13 protein-coding genes and 1 pseudogene are annotated in these 15,956 nt (G+C 71.3%); 3 read left to right on the top strand and 11 right to left on the bottom strand.

Annotated features, from left to right (window positions below):
* Window positions 1-139: 139 nt before the first annotated feature.
* The 6 genes from OG331_RS05945 to OG331_RS05970 form a co-directional block, all read right to left on the bottom strand.
* Window positions 140-2,854 carry an AAA family ATPase gene (locus tag OG331_RS05945; RefSeq protein ID WP_406192323.1) on the bottom strand — a complete coding sequence of 905 codons (2,715 nt, stop codon included), beginning with the start codon at window positions 2,852-2,854 and terminating at the stop codon, window positions 140-142.
* Between the two features lie 52 nt (window positions 2,855-2,906).
* Window positions 2,907-3,257, bottom strand: a complete 351-nt coding sequence (locus tag OG331_RS05950; protein ID WP_406192326.1) for a YciI family protein — start codon at window positions 3,255-3,257, stop codon at window positions 2,907-2,909.
* Window positions 3,258-3,295: 38 nt separating this feature from the next.
* A complete protein-coding gene (locus OG331_RS05955; RefSeq protein ID WP_406192329.1) occupies window positions 3,296-4,192 on the bottom strand; it encodes a virginiamycin B lyase in 897 nt (298 codons plus the stop codon).
* Between the two features lie 117 nt (window positions 4,193-4,309).
* The gene (locus tag OG331_RS05960; RefSeq protein ID WP_406192332.1) at window positions 4,310-5,197 is read right to left on the bottom strand and encodes a GNAT family N-acetyltransferase; all 888 of its coding nucleotides are present in this window, start codon (window positions 5,195-5,197) and stop codon (window positions 4,310-4,312) included.
* A 62-nt stretch (window positions 5,198-5,259) separates the two neighbouring features.
* A complete protein-coding gene (locus OG331_RS05965; RefSeq protein ID WP_406192335.1) occupies window positions 5,260-5,829 on the bottom strand; it encodes a dihydrofolate reductase family protein in 570 nt (189 codons plus the stop codon).
* 679 nt (window positions 5,830-6,508) lie between these two features.
* Window positions 6,509-7,087 carry a TetR/AcrR family transcriptional regulator gene (locus tag OG331_RS05970; protein ID WP_406192338.1) on the bottom strand — a complete coding sequence of 193 codons (579 nt, stop codon included), beginning with the start codon at window positions 7,085-7,087 and terminating at the stop codon, window positions 6,509-6,511.
* Window positions 7,088-7,178: 91 nt separating this feature from the next.
* Here OG331_RS05970 and OG331_RS05975 point away from each other — a divergent pair, with 91 nt between their 5' ends.
* Window positions 7,179-7,625, top strand: coding sequence for an anthrone oxygenase family protein (locus OG331_RS05975; RefSeq protein WP_406192341.1), 447 nt, complete (start codon window positions 7,179-7,181; stop codon window positions 7,623-7,625).
* A gap of 247 nt (window positions 7,626-7,872) precedes the next feature.
* Here the strand turns inward: OG331_RS05975 and OG331_RS05980 are convergent, their stop codons facing one another.
* The 5 genes and pseudogenes from OG331_RS05980 to OG331_RS06000 all read right to left on the bottom strand — a co-directional run bounded on the left by OG331_RS05980 (window position 7,873) and on the right by OG331_RS06000 (window position 11,856).
* Window positions 7,873-8,970 (bottom strand): aldo/keto reductase, encoded by a 1,098-nt coding sequence (locus tag OG331_RS05980; RefSeq protein ID WP_406192344.1) that lies wholly within the window; start codon window positions 8,968-8,970, stop codon window positions 7,873-7,875.
* A gap of 283 nt (window positions 8,971-9,253) precedes the next feature.
* Window positions 9,254-9,544: pseudogene (locus OG331_RS05985) on the bottom strand (hypothetical protein); the annotation flags it as partial.
* Window positions 9,545-9,550: 6 nt separating this feature from the next.
* A complete protein-coding gene (locus OG331_RS05990) occupies window positions 9,551-9,898 on the bottom strand; it encodes a cyclophilin-like fold protein (RefSeq protein WP_406192347.1) in 348 nt (115 codons plus the stop codon).
* 204 nt (window positions 9,899-10,102) lie between these two features.
* Window positions 10,103-10,768, bottom strand: coding sequence for an SDR family NAD(P)-dependent oxidoreductase (locus OG331_RS05995; RefSeq protein WP_406192350.1), 666 nt, complete (start codon window positions 10,766-10,768; stop codon window positions 10,103-10,105).
* A 71-nt stretch (window positions 10,769-10,839) separates the two neighbouring features.
* Window positions 10,840-11,856 (bottom strand): zinc-dependent alcohol dehydrogenase family protein, encoded by a 1,017-nt coding sequence (locus OG331_RS06000; protein ID WP_406192353.1) that lies wholly within the window; start codon window positions 11,854-11,856, stop codon window positions 10,840-10,842.
* A 260-nt stretch (window positions 11,857-12,116) separates the two neighbouring features.
* Here OG331_RS06000 and OG331_RS06005 point away from each other — a divergent pair, with 260 nt between their 5' ends.
* On the top strand, window positions 12,117-13,004 hold the full coding sequence (locus OG331_RS06005; RefSeq protein ID WP_406192356.1) for a helix-turn-helix transcriptional regulator: 888 nt from the start codon (window positions 12,117-12,119) through the stop codon (window positions 13,002-13,004).
* Between the two features lie 364 nt (window positions 13,005-13,368).
* Window positions 13,369-15,915 carry an ATP-binding protein gene (locus tag OG331_RS06010; RefSeq protein WP_406192359.1) on the top strand — a complete coding sequence of 849 codons (2,547 nt, stop codon included), beginning with the start codon at window positions 13,369-13,371 and terminating at the stop codon, window positions 15,913-15,915.
* Window positions 15,916-15,956 lie beyond the last annotated feature (41 nt).

A 15,956-nucleotide genomic window follows, 5' to 3' on the forward strand; every position in this document is an offset into this window, starting at 1 on the left:
CCGCTCCTGACGCAGGCCGTTGACGCGGTAGGCGATGGCGCCTTGCAGAGCGGCAACCCACTGACTGTGCATACCACCGCTGTTCTCCTGGCCTTCGGTGCTGACCCGCAACTCCCAGGGCCTGACAGGCAAACACCCGTCAGGGCGTGAGCAGGTCGGCGAGTTCAGTTCGGGAGCTGATGCCGAGCTTGGGGAACGCGCGGTAGAGGTGGTGGCCGACGGTGCGTGGGCTCAAGAACAGGTGCGTGGCGATTTCGCGGTTGGTGGCACCGGTGGCCGCGAGGCGGACGACTTCGCGCTCCTGGGCGCTCAGGCGGGTCAGAGGGGAGTCGGTGGCGTCGGACGGGTCGTGGGTTTCGCCGGCTGCCTGGAGTTCCGTGCGAGCGCGGTGGGCCCAGGGTCGGGCGTTCAGCTGATCGAAGACTTTCAGTGCGGTGCGCAGTTGGTCGCGGGCGTCGATTTTGCGGCGCGAGCGGCGCAGCCATTCGCCGTAGAGGAGTTGGGTGCGCGCCCGATCGAAGTCGTCGCCGTCGCTGTGCAGGTCCAAGGCGGCCAGATAAGGCTGCTCGGCCTGTGTGTCCGGGCTGGTCAGGGCCGCGCAGCGATGCGCTTGGGCCGTGAAGTGGGGCTGTCCGAGGTCGGCCGCCCAAGTCATGAGCTGGTCCGCGGGTGCCCGCGCCCCTTCCGGATGTCCGGCGCGCACGGCCGCCTCGATCAGATCCGGCAACAGGTGCCTGGCCAGGAAGGGGTGGCCCGCCGCCTGCCGGGCCGCCTCCAGATGGCGCAGCGCGTCCTGCGCCCGCCCGAGGCCGAGGTCGAGCAGCCCCAGCGCCCACAGCGCCTCCGCCGCACCCCGTCCGACCTCGCGCGGGCGGGCGTACTCCAGTGCCTGTTCGGCCATTCTCCGGGTCTGCGCCTCCTCCCCTTGGACGGCGGCCAACACCGCCAACAGGGCACGCAGATGGGCTGCTCGGTGGTCCAGGTCGTAGCCGTCGGCCAGCCGGAGCGCTTCAGTGGCGTGTGCGTGCGCGTCGTCGAGCCGGCCGAGCGCCAGCTCCACCTGGGCGCGCAGATGCAGCGTGGTGGGCAGCCATCCACCGATGCCCTGCTCGCGGCAGAGGGCGACCGCCGCGGCGGCCAGTTCGTGCGCGGTCGCGTGATCGGCCATCAGGTGGCAGTAGATCGCGGTCACCAACTGGTCCATCAACCCGACGTCGGCGAGGCGCCCGGCCCGTACGAGAGTGTCCAGGGCCCGGCGCGCGCCGGGCAGGTCGCCCGCAAGGAGGTGGGCGGGCACGGCCAGGATCGGCAGATGGGGTGTGCGGACGCCGATCTCCACCATGAGGGGTGCGTCGCCCGCGCAGAATGCCGCGTGGACGGCATCGGTCAGCAGCGGCGCGAGCTTGTCGGGGCGGTCGGCCGAGATCGTGTCCGCGCAGTCGGCCAGGATGCGGGCGGCCCGGCGGGGGCTGCCGTAGCCGAGCTCGACCACGGAGCGTACGCGGGCGAAGTCCGCCGCCATCCCTGGGTCCCGCAACGGCAGTGGCACCTGGTCGGTGAGAGCGCGGCACCGTTCGTCCTGGCCGGCCTCGCTCGCCTTCTGCGCGGCGGTGATCAGGCGGCGGGCGTGCCGGTGCGGATCGGCGGTCAGGCGGGCGGCCCGCTCGTACGCCGCGGACGCGGACGCCATCGCCTGCCTGCTCCCGGCCCACTCGGCGACCCGTTCCAACTCCGCGGCGACCTCTTCGTCCGGGCCGGTCGTCGCGGCGGCTAGGTGCCAGGCGCGCCGGTGCGCGTGCTGGGCGCCTTCCAGGTCCGCCGCCAACGCCCGGTGCGCCTCGATCCGCCAGGCCAGCGGGGCCTGTTGGTAGGCGGCGAACCGGATGAGGGGGTGCCGGAAACGCAGTTTCTGCGCGGAGACGAAGACCAGTCCGGCACGCTCGGCGGGCTCCAGATCCCTGACCTCTCCGTCGAGCCGGCCCGCGGCGGCCAGCACGGTGGGAAGGTCCCCGATGTCGTCGGCCGCGGCCACCGCGAGAGTGCGCTGCGTCGCGTCGGGAAGTCGGCGGATCTGCTGTGCGAACGCGTCCTGGAGCTGATGGGGCAGCTCGGGCCGCGCCTCGGCCGGCGCCAGCGGCCCCAGTTGTCCGGCGCGCTGCGCCGGGGTCAGCGCGGCGGCCAACTCCCGCAGCGCCAGCGGGTTTCCCTGCGCCTGGTCGAGGATGTGCTCGGCGACCGGGGGCGCCAGGCCGGGCAGCAGCGCCACGGCCGACCGCCGGTCGATGCCGGTGACGTGTACGCGCGGCAGCGCCTTCGATCCGCTCTCCGGCGAGGTGCCGCGGGTGGCGAAGAGCATGACGATGCCTTCGTCCCGCAGCCGCCGGGCGGCAAAGGTCAGCGCGTCTCCGGACGGCCGGTCGAGCCACTGCAGGTCGTCGACCAGGCACAGCAGGGGGTCGTCCGTGGTCGCCTCGGACAGCAGCGACAGTGTGGCGAGCCCCAGGGTGAGACGGTCCCGTACGGGCTCGTCGCTGAGGCCGAAGACGGTGCGCAGAGCCCCGGCCTGCGGTCCCGGCAGCCTGTCGAGCAGATCGAGCACCGGCAGGAAGAGCTGATGGAGCCCTCCGAAGGCGAGCTCCATCTCCGACTCGATGCCCTCGACCCGCAGCACGCTCATGCCGTCCGCGTGGGCGGCCGCATACTCAAGGAGGGTGGTCTTGCCGATGCCGGCCTCGCCGTGCAGCAGCAGTGAACTGCTGCTGCCACGCCGGGAGTTGGCGAGCATTCGCTCAATATGGCGTCGTTCTTCTGCGCGCCCCTGCACCGTCCGCTCCCCCCGGCAGCAACCGAGCATCGTGATCGACACTGTATGTCGGAGGGAGGGGCGATGCCGCAACGGGCCGTCCTCAGGCGCCTTCGAGCACCGGCCAGATCTCGATGGTCTCCAAGGTGCCGAGCCCCTTGGCGAGTTCCACGGCTTCCTCACGGTCGGCCACGTCGATGACGAACCAGCCGCCCAGGGTCTCCTCTCCGGGGTGCGCGGGCCCGTCGGTCACCGTGGCGGGCGCTGCTTGGCTGGTCTTGCGCACGGTCGCCGCGGAGGCCGACTCGCTGTCCAGGGCATCGCCGCTGATCAGTTTGCCCGCCGTCGCGATCTTGCCGATCCAGGTCTCGTACGCCGCTCGGTGAGCGGCCCGGTCGGTCCGGATCCGGTGGCGCGATTCATCGGTCTCGAAGATCACGAGTGCGTACTTCATGAGCGTTCCCTTTCGTTCCCTTGTTGTCTGTTGCTTCGTTACGTGCTGCTGACATGGACGCCGATGCGGGCGAGTGCGCCGATTTCCAGCGCTGTCCACAGAGCTCCGTCCGGGCCCAGGGCGATCCCGTGCGGCTCCGAGCCCGGGGTCGGCAGGTCGTGCACGGTGACAGTGCCGTCGGGGGTGAGGGAGCCCACCCGGTTGCCGGCCCACTCGGTGAACCACAACGTGCCGTCGCTGCCAGGGGTGATGGCATGCGGGCGGGACGCGCGGTCGGGCAGCGGGAACTCGGTGATCCCGCCGCCGGGAGTGATCCGCCCGATCTGCCCTGCACCGATCTCGACGAACCAGACCGCCCCGTCGTGCCCGGCCGCGATGCCCACCGGGGCGGCGGAACTCGTCGGCAACGGGTGCAGAGTGACAGCTCCGTCCATGCCGATCCGCCCGATCGCGTCGGCCTGGTTCAGGGTGAACCACATCCCGTCGTCGGCGCCTGCGGTGATCGCGGAGGGGTAGGCCCCCGTGACCGGCAGCGGGAACTCGGTCACCCGGCCGTCGGTGGTGATCCTGCCGATCCGGTCGGCGGCGGTCTCGGTGAACCACAGCGCTCCGTCCGGCCCGGCGGCGATTCCGAACGGACCGCACTCCGCAGTCGGTACGGTGAATTCCTCGACCTTGCCGTCGAGGGCGATCCGGCCGATGCGGTGCGCCCGGTGCTCGGTGAACCACAAGGCGTCGTCCGGCCCGACAGCGATGATCATCGGCCCGCAGTCCGGATCGAGTTGATGGTGCGTGAGTACCCCTCCGGGCACGAGACGCCCGATGCCCCCGCTGTGAACCAGCGTGAACCACAGCGCCCCGTCCGGGCCCGTGGTGAGCGCGTAGGGACCGCTGTCGCTCCCGGCCACGGTGAACTCTTCGATGAAAACCGGCATCAGACCGGCTCTCCTTTCCTCATACGGCTCATACGGCTCTCTTCATAGGGCGCGCCCGCTGCCGCCCTTCTTCAACCGTCCGTCTCCCTCGGGCGAAGGGGCCTCCGTCTCTGCCCCCTACGCCACCGGCGCCGAATACAGCATGCGGATCTCCGAAGTCCGGTAGCCGGCGCGGGCGAAGGCCGCGGCCATGGGGGCGTTTCCGGTGTCCGTGGTGGCTGTGATCAGTTCGGCACCGGATTCCGCGTGGAGAAGGGTGATCTCGGTGAGGAGGTCATCCACGTATCCATGGCCGCGGAACTCGGGGACGACGCCCAGGTAGCCCACATTGCGGGCATACGGTGTCGCGGAAGGGAGGGCGAGGCCCGCGACCTGCCCGTCCGGGGTGTGGGCCACGCGCCACCACTCGCGCCGACCGGGGCAACCGAGATAGAAGTCCATCTCGTCCCTGGCCGTGGCTTCGGCGCCCTTGACGGCGATGTTCCTGCGGGTCTCCTCGTCCAGGCTGCCGACGGCGATCCGACGGAACAGTTGGAGGAACTCCTCGTCCGAAGCGGGGGCGAACGTCAGCCGGCCCCTGGACGCGGGGAGGCCGACGTCGGCAGTCCATTGCAGGCGCAGCCGTTCCACCTCGTGCGTGAGGCCTGCTGCCACGGCGGCCCGGCGCCGCCACTCCACGGCGGCCATCGCGGCCGGGGTGTCACGCCAGCCGACGGGCAGCGTCAGGTTGTAGAGCGGAGGTTTGGGCGCACCGGCGTCGGCGAACGCCCGAAGCGCGGCGGTCAGCAGTCCGGCCGCCACCTCCACGCGGTCGGGGAGCGTCGGGTCGACATGCAGACAGTCCAGGGCGACGGGGTGAGCACTGTCCTGCCGCCCCCACCACAAGGAACGCCCCACGATCCGCCCGTCGTCCTCGGCGATCCAGGTCCACTCCGGCCGGTACATCCCCTGCTTCAACTCGTCCAGGTAGCGGTCGGCGTCGATCCAGCCCACCGGTTCGTCCACGATGACTGCTGCGACACGCTCTTGATCGGCCTCGGTCGTGGGGCGAAACAACACATGTGCTCCTACTGCTTGGTGTACGTAGTGACAGTCACGCCGGTGGCGAAGACCCGGAAGTCGGTCAGCGTGAAAGCGGCAGGGTCGAATGCCGCGTGGAACAGCGGAACGCCTGCCCCGAACACCACCGGGTGGCGGTGGACCACGAGCTTGTCGACCTCGCGCAGCAAGCGCCCGGCCAGCACCGGGCCACCGCACAGCCAGATGCCCATGCCCGGCCGCCGCTTCAGCCCGTTGACGAACTCCGCCGGGTCCCCGGCGACGACATCGACGCCTGACGCGGGCCGTTTCAGGGACGAGGAGACCACGTACTGCCGCAGCCAGGGATACGGGCTGTCGGCACCGGCCGCCCGAGCGGATTCGTAGACGCCGCGCCCCATGACGACCGTGTCGAACAATCTGTTCCGCGTGCTGACGACGCCCAGCGGCCTGCGGGCATGGTCCGGGACGGTCTCGGGGTACTCGGCCAGAACGGCGGCCTTGAGATCGCCGTCGAAGCCGAGGGGATCGCACTGTCCGTCAGGACCGGCAGTGAAGCCGTCGACACTGCAGCCGACGAGGTACGTGAGCAGACGCATGCGGGTCCGATTCCGATCCGGTTCCACCAGGGACGAGATGACAGTAGGCACCCCGATTCAGGAGGGCATCGGTCATCGCGACGTAACGTGACCCGCCTCGCCCGGGCCGGCATCGGTAGCGGTGCCGGGGGTCGGTTCCGGCGGGCCGGGGGGTCAGGGCCGCTCTTTCTCCCACACCTCGATCCCCTATGTACCGAGGGCGCTCCGAGACGATCGACCGGTTCTGGGCCGTGCCACGGCCCAGGTGCCAGCGCACCGTGCCCCTGACTCTGGACGCGCAGGAAGCGATGAAGTGGTCGCAGAACGTGCCGACCGAACCAGCGGCCCGCCAAGGACTCGCCCACCCAGAGTTGTTCGAGGCGCATTTTCTCGCTGACGGTCTCGGCGGCAAGCGTCAACGTCTCCAGGCGGGAAACGCCCTCAGTATCCGGGGGCCCGTAGCCAAGGCCCTCCGAGGCCGAGAGATGATCTTGTTGTGGCCGGCGTGATCACGGCGTCGGAGCCCTCACGGATAGTCTGTTCACCGAGTTGAGCCTGCAGCTTGCGGTGCGGGTGCCCGTCTGGGGTACGGGACCCGGCGATCTGCGGCTGCGCCGTGTGGGCGCGAGCGACCGTAAGCGATGCCGCAGGCAGCCAACGGGGCCCGAGGACCCGACTGCGTGACCGCCGGGACGGTGTGTCAGACCATGGCGAGCCGGTCCACCAGCAGTTCCACCCTCTGCTCGGCGTCTCCAGGCGGCAGCCGTCCCGCCCGGGTCAGGGTGGCCAGCCCGTGCAGGGCCGCCCAGAACACCTCGGTGAACAGTCCCGGGTGGACGCCCTCGCCGGCGACCTCGCCGAGAGTCTCCAGCAGAGCGGCGAAGCCGTCCTTCAGCGGCTCCGGGGTGTCCTCGTTCGCGAACGCCAGGCCACCGTCGAGCTGGAACATGGCGTCGTAGACCGCCGGGTTGCGTTCGGCGAAGTCGAGGTAGGCGCGGGCGAGGGCGGTGACCCGGGTGCGGGGGCCGTCAGCGGCGGAGGTCGCGGCCCGCAGCGCCGCGGCCATCTCGGTGGCGCCTTCCAGGGCGACGGCGCCAATGATCTCGCGCTTGCCGCGGAAGTGGCTGTAGAGGACGGGCTGGCTGTATTCGATGCGCTCGGCGAGCCGGCGGGTGGTGACCGCGTCCCAGCCCTGCTGCTCGGCGAGTTCACGGGCCGTCGCCACGATGAGGCGCTCGCGGCTCACCCGTTCGCGCTCCTTGCGTTCCTGTACCGACATGATTCGACCCTAGCAGCGCTAGACAATCGAGCGGCGGCAGTACTAGCGTTGCCCCATCATCTAGCGCCGCTAGATCCCAGGAGGGGGCACCATGCTCAACGCACTCGAGGTCTTCACCACCGTGGTCGTCGGCCTGATGGTGGGGGTGGAGTTCTCCGTCGCCTTCGTCATCAACCCGATCCTCAACGCCCTCCCCGAGGACAGTGGCCAACTCGGCCGCGCCCACGGGGGCCGGATGCTCGGCGCCCTGATGCCGGTCTGGTACATCGGCTCACTCGTCCTCGTCGCGGTCTGGGCCATCGCCGGATGGCACCACGACGGCACCGGCCTCGCCGTCACCGCCGGCGCGCTGCTGATCCTCAGCGTGATCATGTCGCTCCTGCTGCTCGTCCCGATCAACAACCGGGGCAAGACATGGACCCCCGAGAATCGGCCCGCCGACTGGAAGCAGCAGATGAACCGCTGGGACCGCTTCCACTACATCCGCGTCGCCGTCATCATCGCCGCCTTCACCCTGCTCGTCGCCGCCCTCGCCTGAGCCGCCGGCCGACACCGCGCTGGAGGCATTGGTTCTGTGCCTTTCTCAGCGCGTGTGATCGCTTCTCGGTCTCGGAGTTGTGTCATTTCTCGGAGGCCGTTCGCGATGCGAGTGGCGTATCAAGGCCCGACCCGGGGGTGGGGAGCTGGGGCACAGGGCTGAGTCGACGAGGTGTGCGTGTCGTGTGGCGATCCTCCTCTGCCGGTATCCAGGGCCCGCGCTGAACGTCCGGGTCGAGGCAGTCGTGTCACTTGCCGACCAGGCCCAAGTGCATCTCGTTGTAGCGGTCGCCGTGCACGCCGATGCGGGCCGCGGTGGCGTCGAGGTCCGCGATGTCGTCGGAGGACAGGGCGACCTGCGCGGCGCCGGCGTTCTCCGTCAGGCGCTCGACCCGGCGGGTCCCGGGGATCGGCGCGATCCAGGGCTGCTGGGCGAGCAGCCAGGCCAGGGCGACCTGCCCCGGGGTGGCGTCGCGGGCGCGGGCGAGCGCGGCGACGTGGTCGACAAGGGTCTGGTTGGCGGCGAGGTTGTCCTCGTCGAACCGCGGGATGGTCGTGCGGATGTCGCCTTCCGTGAACGCGGTCGTGGTGTCGACGGTGCCGGTGAGGAAGCCCTTGCCGAGCGGGCTGAACGGCACGAATCCGATGCCGAGTTCGGTGAGTGTGGGCAGCACCTCGGGCTCGGGGTCGCGAGTCCACAGGGAGTACTCGCTCTGGACGGCGCTGACGGGGTGCACTGCGTGCGCCCTGCGGATCGTCGCCGCGCCCGCCTCGGACAGGCCGAAGTGCCGTACCTTGCCTGCCTGTACGAGCTCCGCGACCGCGCCCGCGACGTCCTCGATCGGCACGTCCGGATCAACCCGGTGCTGGTAGAAGAGGTCGATCGTGTCCGTGCGCAGGCGACGCAGCGAGGCGTCCGCGACGCGCCTGATCTGTTCGGGGCGGCTGTCGAGGCCGACCGACGTGTCGTTCTCGATGCGCCAGCCGAACTTGGTCGCGATCACGACCTGGTCGCGTACGGGCGCCAGCGCCTCGCCCACCAGTTCCTCGTTGGCGTAGGGGCCGTAGGCGGTCATGGCGTTGGGCCAGCCGGCGTAGAAGGCCAGGTGGGTGATGGCCTCGGACAGTTCGTCGACGCTCAGGCCGTTCTGCAGCGCCACGCTCAGGTGGTAAGGCAGCTGTTCGCTGCGGTACAGGGCGGCCAGGACGCTGACGGTGACCAGGCTGCGATCACGCGGTGAGAGGCCGGGGCGTTCCCAGATGTCGTTGAAGAGGACCTCGTTGGTGACCTCGACGAGCTTGGGTGCGATCGCGTCCAGTTCCTTGGGGGCGGACTGCTTGGGCATGGCGTCAGTTCCTTTCGGTGCTTGGGGCGGTTCGGTGGAATCCGGCTGCGGGCGGTGTAGCCGCCGTCGACGGGCAGGGCGACGCCGACGACGAAACTGGCACCGGGGCTGCACAGCCACAGGACGGCCCGAGCCATCTCGTCGGCGATCCCGAGCCGGTTGATGGGCTGGTCGGCCTCGGCGCGGTCCGGTTCCCCTTGGCGATCACGTCGCTGACCATGAGGATCTGGATACCGGCGTTGTTGTAGGCGAGGTCAAGGCGGCCCAAGGTCTCCACCGTACGGTCGCCCCCGGCGGCCACCTGGCCCTCGTCGGTAACGTCGCACACCAGGACAAAAGCCTGGTGCCCCTCGTCCCTGAGCTGCTGAGCTGCTGGGCTGCGCTGTTGACGGCGGTCTCGTCGATGTCGGCGAGGGCGGACGGCGGCACCGGAGGCGGCGAAGGCGCATGCGGGGCCAGGCCCATGCCGGAGCTGGCGCCGGTGACGAAGGCAACCTTCCCGCTGAAGTCGTACGTGGGGTTCGTGACGGTGTCTCCCAACGGGATCTGTGCGGGGTGGACGGAGGGGATTCAGCGCGCGTCAGGAGGCGGGCTCGATGGTGATCTGCTCGACCCGGGCCAACTGGTCGGTGTCGACGTCGATGTGGCCGAGGATGAGGAGATCCCGGGACGCGGAAGGGCCGTCCTGGTGGAAGAGGGCGAGGTTGCCCCACGGCGCGTAGTAGGCGATTTCGCCGGCCCTGGCCGCGACCGGCGCGGGGGCGCCGTCGGTGGTGAGTTTGCGCGGCGGGTAGCCGATCCGCTCCGTCCCGTGGAAGTCCTCCAGGTCCAGGGTGAGCGGGAGCAAGGTGGCCAGGTCGCGCGCGGCGGGGCTGTCGTTCAACGTTGCCTCGACGACCCGGCCGCCAAGGGTGACACGGATGTCCATGGCGGTGTTCCTGTCGGAGCCGGAGGGGACGCTGGACGCCGCTGTCTCCTGCCGCCCCGCCGACAAGGAGTACTCGGACCGCGAGGGGGACTGCGGTGCGTCGTGGGAGCACGCGGCCAGCGCCAGCAGCCAGCCGGCGGCCTGGGAGGCGCGGAGCAGCGTCCGGCGGGGTGGTGTGTGTGTGGGGGGGCGTCGTCCGTCACGTCACTCGGGCATGGGTTCGGCGTAGTGCCGGAAAGCGTCGCGTTCGGTGTGCAGCGCATACAGGCGTTCGGCCAGAACGGTGGGGTTCGAGCGCTCGGCGTCAGGGCGGATCGCACCGGGGATGATCAACTGGGCGGCGTGGATGTTCTCCTTGGCGAGCGCGCTATGCAGCATGGCCGCGTACGCGCTCTCGGCGGCGAAGGCGATCGAGGTGCCTGCCCGCCCGGGGTGGGGGCGCACCGCGCTGCTGCCGTTGACGAACAGCAGGGTGCCGCGGCCGAGCGCCCGCATGCCGGGCAGGACCGCGTTCACGCAGGTGACCGGCCCCTTGATCGAGAAGGCCAGCGGGGCGTCCAGATCGGTCGCGGTGCTGTCCAGGACCGGCTTCATGAAGTCGGCCCGCGGTACCGGGCTGTACTGCAGGACCTCGATCGGCCCCAGCTCGTCCGCGGCCGCCTGGAGGGCCGTGCTGAGGGAGGCGGCGTCCAGGGCGTCGGCGGTGTAGCCGCGGGCCTGAACCCCGTCCTCGTGCAGTGTGCCGGCGAGGCGGTCGAGGCTGTCGCGGTTGCGCGCGATGAGCGCGATGCTGTGCCCCGCCTTTCCGAAGCGGCGGGCGGTGGCCAGACCCAGGCCGGGGCCGGCGCCGATCAGAGCGAATGTGGTCATGCCGAATCCTTCGCGGGAGCGCATCGGGGGGCGCGGTGAGGTGCTGGTCCCCTGTGCGGTGAGGGCCTGGGTCAGGGCGTCAGGAGGGCCTTGATGGCGCGGCGCTCGTCCATGGCCTTGTAGCCCTCGGCGACCTGGTCCAGGGGGAGGGTGAGGTCGAAGACCATGCCCGGGGCGATGGCGCCGGCCAGGACGCGGTCGATGAGGTCCGGCAGGTAGCGGCGTACGGGGGCGGGGCCGCCGCGCAGGCCGACGTGGGAGAAGAACAGCTCCTGGCCGTCGACGGCGACCTCGTGGGGGACGCCGACGAAGCCGACGTTCCCGCCGGGCCGGGCGGAGTGCAGGGCCTGCTGCATGGCCTGGGCGGTGCCGACGCACTCCAGGACGCTGTCGGCGCCGATGCCGCCGGTCAGCTCGTTGATCCGGGCCACGCCCTCCTCGCCGCGCTCGGTGACGATGTCGGTCGCGCCGAACGCGCGGGCCAGCTTCTGCCGTGGCTCGTGGCGGCTCATCGCGATGATCCGCTCGGCGCCCATCTCCTTCGCGGCGATCACCGCGCACAGGCCGACCGCGCCGTCGCCGACCACGACCGCGGTGGAGCCGGGCTTCACCTCGGCGGCCTCGGCGGCCCACCAACCGGTGCCCATGACATCGGAGACAGCCAGCAGCCCAGGCCAAAACCCCTCATCAGGGATCTCGTCGGTGGCGACCAGGGTGCCCTGCGCGTTGGGGATGCGCACGTAGTCGGCCTGGCAGGTGCTCATGAACTCGCGATGCAGGCAGCTGGACTGGAAGCCGTTCCGGCAGTTCGCACAGGTGTTGTCCGAGGTGGCGAACGACCCCACGACGAACTGCCCCGGCTTGACCGAGGTGACCTCGCTGCCGACCTCCTCCACGAAGCCGACGTACTCATGCCCCATCGGATGCGGCTCATCCGTCGGCTCCAGGCCACGGTAGGGCCACAGGTCGGAGCCACAGACGCAGGTGACGGCCGTGCGGATGATCGCGTCGGTCGGGTGGAGAATCTTCGGATTCTCCAGGCTTTCGAAGCGGATGTCGCCGGGGGCGTGGATCACTGTGCCGCGCATGAGGGGGATTCCTTACCTGGTGAAGGCGCCCCGGTACACAGTGGTACCGGATGGCGCCGGGTGCCGTTGCCCACCCGGAACGGGAAGCGTGTCGCTGCTCCCTGTGGCCGGGCTCGGGCATCCCGCAAGCTGCCGCCGGGGCGGCTTCCTGGATGCCTCTTCATCCAGGTAACCGCGTATCCCCGCAGGCAGCGAGGCATCAGTGAAGGGTGTACCGGCGGTACACCCCTCTTCGGGGTTCTCGGCCTTACCGTCGAGTTGTGGACAACCGTGAAGAGATCCGCGAGTTCCTGACCTCGCGCCGCGCAAAGATCACGCCGGAGCAGGCGGGGCTACCGTCCGGCAGCCGACGGCGCGTGCCCGGCCTGCGCCGGAGCGAGGTCGCTGCCCTCGCCGACATGAGCGTGGAGTACTACGCCAAGCTCGAACGCGGCAACCTCGCCGGTGTCTCCCCCGCCGTCCTCGAAGCCGCGGCCCGGGCCCTCCAGCTCGACGAAGCCGAACGCGCCCACCTGCTCCACCTGGCGCAGGCCGCCGACGGCTCGGACGCACTCACCCGACGCCGACGCCGCAGCACCCGGCAGTGGACACCCCACCGCAGCCTGCAATGGACGCTGGACGCCATCACCGCCGGACCGGCCTTCGTCCGCAACGGCCGCTTGGACATCCTCGCCGCCAATCAGCTCGCCCGCGCCTTCTACACCGACGTCTACGCCACCCGCCACAACCAGGCGAACCTCGCCCGCTTCAACTTCCTCGACCCGGCCTCCCGCCGCTTCTACCCCGACTGGGACCAGGCCGCCGACGTTGGCGTCGCCATCCTGCGTACCGAGGCCGGCCGCAACCCCCACGACAAGGAACTCCACGACCTCGTCGGCGAACTGTCCACCCGCAGCGACGAGTTCCGCACCCGCTGGGGCGCCCACAACGTCCGCCACCACGGCACCGGAACCAAACGTTTCCACCACCAGACCGTCGGCGAGCTCACCCTCGCCTTCGAGGGCCTGGAGATGGCGGCCGAACCCGGCCTCACCCTCACCATCTACACCGCCGAACCCGGCTCACCCTCCGAAGAGGGCCTGCGCCTCCTCGCATCCTGGGCGGCCACCCAAGAAACCGACGCCACGGAACCCTCCACCAGCAGCTGACCAGGGCATCCGGCAACCAGCCGTGACCAGGCTGTGGGCTCCCGAATTCGGGCCCACGCCAGGGCTGATGGCCGATGTGCCGGCCTGCCGACGGTCAGGCCCCATGCCCAGCCGATCCGCTCCGTGATCACCGGCGTGATCTTCGCCTGCTGGGCGCGGATTCCGAACCGAGCCGGGCTGCCACTCGGCCGACAAGCTCATGGCTGACTCAAAGGAACGGACAGTAGGGTGAGCTGTTCCCAAGGCTCGTACTGATCGGTACGCGGTCCCACCGCGCCCGGAACCGGCCTTGCCCCGGGCCCGTACACACGAGGTTCCCGCAGTGGCGTCGACGAAGCGGACGTGCCAGGCGTGCGGTGGCCCGGTGGCCGCCCCGCGCCGGGACGGGGAGCGGGGCACGGGGAAAGGCGGCCGGCCCGCCAAGTACTGCTCCAACGCCTGCCGTCAACGCGCCTTCCGCAACCGTGCGGCTGCCACCTCCGAGGCACGGCAGCCGCCGATCGTGCACGCCGCCGTTCCGGGCGGCATCCGCGCGGCGACGGACGAACGCCTCGGCCCGCCGCCCGGGGGCGCGTTGCCCCTGCCGCTCGACCGGTTCATAGGCCGAGCGGCCGAGTTGACGGGGCTGCGCGGGCTGTTGCGCTCAACACGGCTGCTGACCCTGGTCGGGCCAGGCGGTGTGGGCAAATCCCGGCTCGCGCTGCATCTGGCCGGTGGGCAGTCAACCGGGCGGCAGGAGCTCACCCGGCTCGTCGCGCTCGACCCGCTGCGCCGCCCCGCGCTGCTGCCGCAGTTCGTCGCGACCGCGCTCGGCTTCGGTGACCAGCACGGTCCCGTCGAGGAGGAGGCGCTGGCACGGGCGCTGAGCGTGACGGGGCTGCTGCTCGTGCTCGACAACTGTGAGCATCTGGCCGAGTCCTGCGCCGAGTTGGTGGCGTTACTGCTGACCCGTTGTCCGCGGCTGCGCATCCTCGCCACGAGCCGTGAGGCCCTGCGGGTGCCCGGCGAGGTGATCTTCCGGGTGGGCGAGCTGTCGCTGCCGCCCGCGCCCGCCGAGGACAGTGCGCAGGACCGCTCGCACATCTGCGTGGACGACGTGATCGGCTCCGACGCCGTGCGGCTGTTCGTGGAGCGGGCGCGGGCGGCCGCGCCCGGTTTCGACCTCACCGCGGACACGGTGGACGAGGTCACGCGGATCTGCCATCGGTTGGACGGGCTGCCGCTCGCCATCGAGCTGGCGGCGCGCCGAGTGGCGGGCCTGCCTCTCGGGCAGATCCTCGACGGACTGGACAACCAGCTCGCGCTGCTGACCGACGGCAGCCGGATCGGACCGGCGCACCACCGGGAGCTGCGCGCGGCGATCGCGTGGAGCCACCGGCTGCTGGATCCGGCCGAACAGGCCGTCCTTCGGCGGGTGTCGATCCTCGCGGGCGGGTTCGGCCTGGACGGGGCGCTGGCGGTGTGCGCGGGCGACGGTGTCCCGGCCAGGGACGTGCTGCGGCTGCTGTGTTCCCTGGAGGAGAAGTCACTGCTGGTACGGGTGCCCGGCGAGGAACCGAGCGCGCGTTTCCGGCAGTTGAGGGCAATCCGCATGTACGGGCTCGGCCGGCTCGCCTCGTCCGGGGAGCTGGCGCTCGTGCGCGAGCGCGCGCTGTGCTGGCTGGCGGGGCTGACGGACGACACCGTGGACAGCCCGCCCGCCGTCCTCGTGACCCGGGAGCTGGTGGCCGAGCGGGACAATCTCGCGGCCGCGGTGGCGTGCACCGAGGACGAGGGCGGGGACCGGCACATGCGGCTGGCGGTGGCGCTGGCCCGGGTGCACCGTGAACTGGACGAGCTCACGGCCGCCCGCAGAACGCTGGACGCCGCGCTGCGCAGGGTGCCGTCGGCGCCGTACCGGAGCGACGCGCTCGCGCTGGCCGCCCGTATCGCGTACAAGCAGGGGGACCGGGCGGACACGCTGCGGCTGGCGGAGGAGGCCGTCGCCGCGGCGCGCGGGCACGACCGGCCGGCGGCGCTGGCGGACGCCTTCGACGCGCTGGGCGTGGCCTTGCTGGCGCGCCGGGGCTTCGCCGCCGCGGTCGTCGCGCAGCGGGCTTGCCTCGACATCACGCGGCGTCTCGGCAACGACCTCGCCACGGCGGTGTCCCGGCACCGGCTCGCATGGGCGCTGCAGCACGTGGGCGCCGTGGCCGAGGCGCGGGCGCTGCTGGCACAGTGCCTGCCGGTGCTCCGTACCGAGGCCGCGTCGCACCACCACAGCGCGGCCGTGCACACCGCCGGGGTGCTGGCACTCGCGGCCGGGGACGACGAGGCCGCCGAAGAGGCCTTCGTCGAAGGGCTGCGGATTGTTCCACCGGATACGTTTCACGCCATGTATCCGGTCGAGGGCCTGGCCATCGTGGCTGCCGAGCGCGGTGAGCCGCGTAGGGCGCTGCGGCTCGCGGCTGCCGCCGCAGAGGTGCGCGGACGGATCGGCGTGCGGCCCGACGCGGAGTGGCAGCGGCAGGTCGACGCCGCGGTCGCCCGGGCCCGCAGCGGACTCGACGCCGAGGCCGCGCAGTCGGCTCAGGCCGCGGGGCAGCGCCTGTCCGGGGACCGGCTGGTCGCCTATGCGCTGCGCTCGGCCCGGGCACCGAGCGTGCGGTCGCGGCGCGGCGCGGACGGCGGCCCGCTGACCGAGCGGGAGATCCAGGTCGCCTCGCTCGTGGCGGAGGGCCTGACGAATGCTCAGGTGGCTGCCCGGCTGGGGCTGTCCCCGCGGACCGTCGAGGCCCATCTCGACCACATCCGCGACAAGCTCGGGGTGCGGTCGCGCACCCGGATCGCCGTGTGGCTGGCCGACCGGGCGGCGGCCGGGACACTGCGGGAGCGGGGCGAACGCCGGGAACGGGGCCGCGGCCAGGGCTGATCCCGGTCAGGACGACGTACGAGCAAGCGTGCTTGGTTTCG

The organism is Streptomyces sp. NBC_01017 (genome assembly GCF_045162795.1).
Lineage (GTDB): Bacteria > Actinomycetota > Actinomycetes > Streptomycetales > Streptomycetaceae > Streptomyces > Streptomyces machairae.

What these genes read in the sequence shown, in the direction of transcription:
- OG331_RS05990 (WP_406192347.1), bottom strand. Translation starts at nt 9,898, where the DNA reads ATGGACATCCGTGTCACCCTTGGCGGCCGGGTCGTCGAGGCAACGTTG.
- OG331_RS05975 (WP_406192341.1), top strand. Translation starts at nt 7,179, where the DNA reads ATGCTCAACGCACTCGAGGTCTTCACCACCGTGGTCGTCGGCCTGATG.
- OG331_RS05970 (WP_406192338.1), bottom strand. Translation starts at nt 7,087, where the DNA reads ATGTCGGTACAGGAACGCAAGGAGCGCGAACGGGTGAGCCGCGAGCGC.
- OG331_RS05980 (WP_406192344.1), bottom strand. Translation starts at nt 8,970, where the DNA reads ATGCCCAAGCAGTCCGCCCCCAAGGAACTGGACGCGATCGCACCCAAG.
- OG331_RS06000 (WP_406192353.1), bottom strand. Translation starts at nt 11,856, where the DNA reads ATGCGCGGCACAGTGATCCACGCCCCCGGCGACATCCGCTTCGAAAGC.
- OG331_RS05945 (WP_406192323.1), bottom strand. Translation starts at nt 2,854, where the DNA reads ATGCTCGGTTGCTGCCGGGGGGAGCGGACGGTGCAGGGGCGCGCAGAA.
- OG331_RS05965 (WP_406192335.1), bottom strand. Translation starts at nt 5,829, where the DNA reads ATGCGTCTGCTCACGTACCTCGTCGGCTGCAGTGTCGACGGCTTCACT.
- OG331_RS05950 (WP_406192326.1), bottom strand. Translation starts at nt 3,257, where the DNA reads ATGAAGTACGCACTCGTGATCTTCGAGACCGATGAATCGCGCCACCGG.
- OG331_RS05995 (WP_406192350.1), bottom strand. Translation starts at nt 10,768, where the DNA reads ATGACCACATTCGCTCTGATCGGCGCCGGCCCCGGCCTGGGTCTGGCC.
- OG331_RS05955 (WP_406192329.1), bottom strand. Translation starts at nt 4,192, where the DNA reads ATGCCGGTTTTCATCGAAGAGTTCACCGTGGCCGGGAGCGACAGCGGT.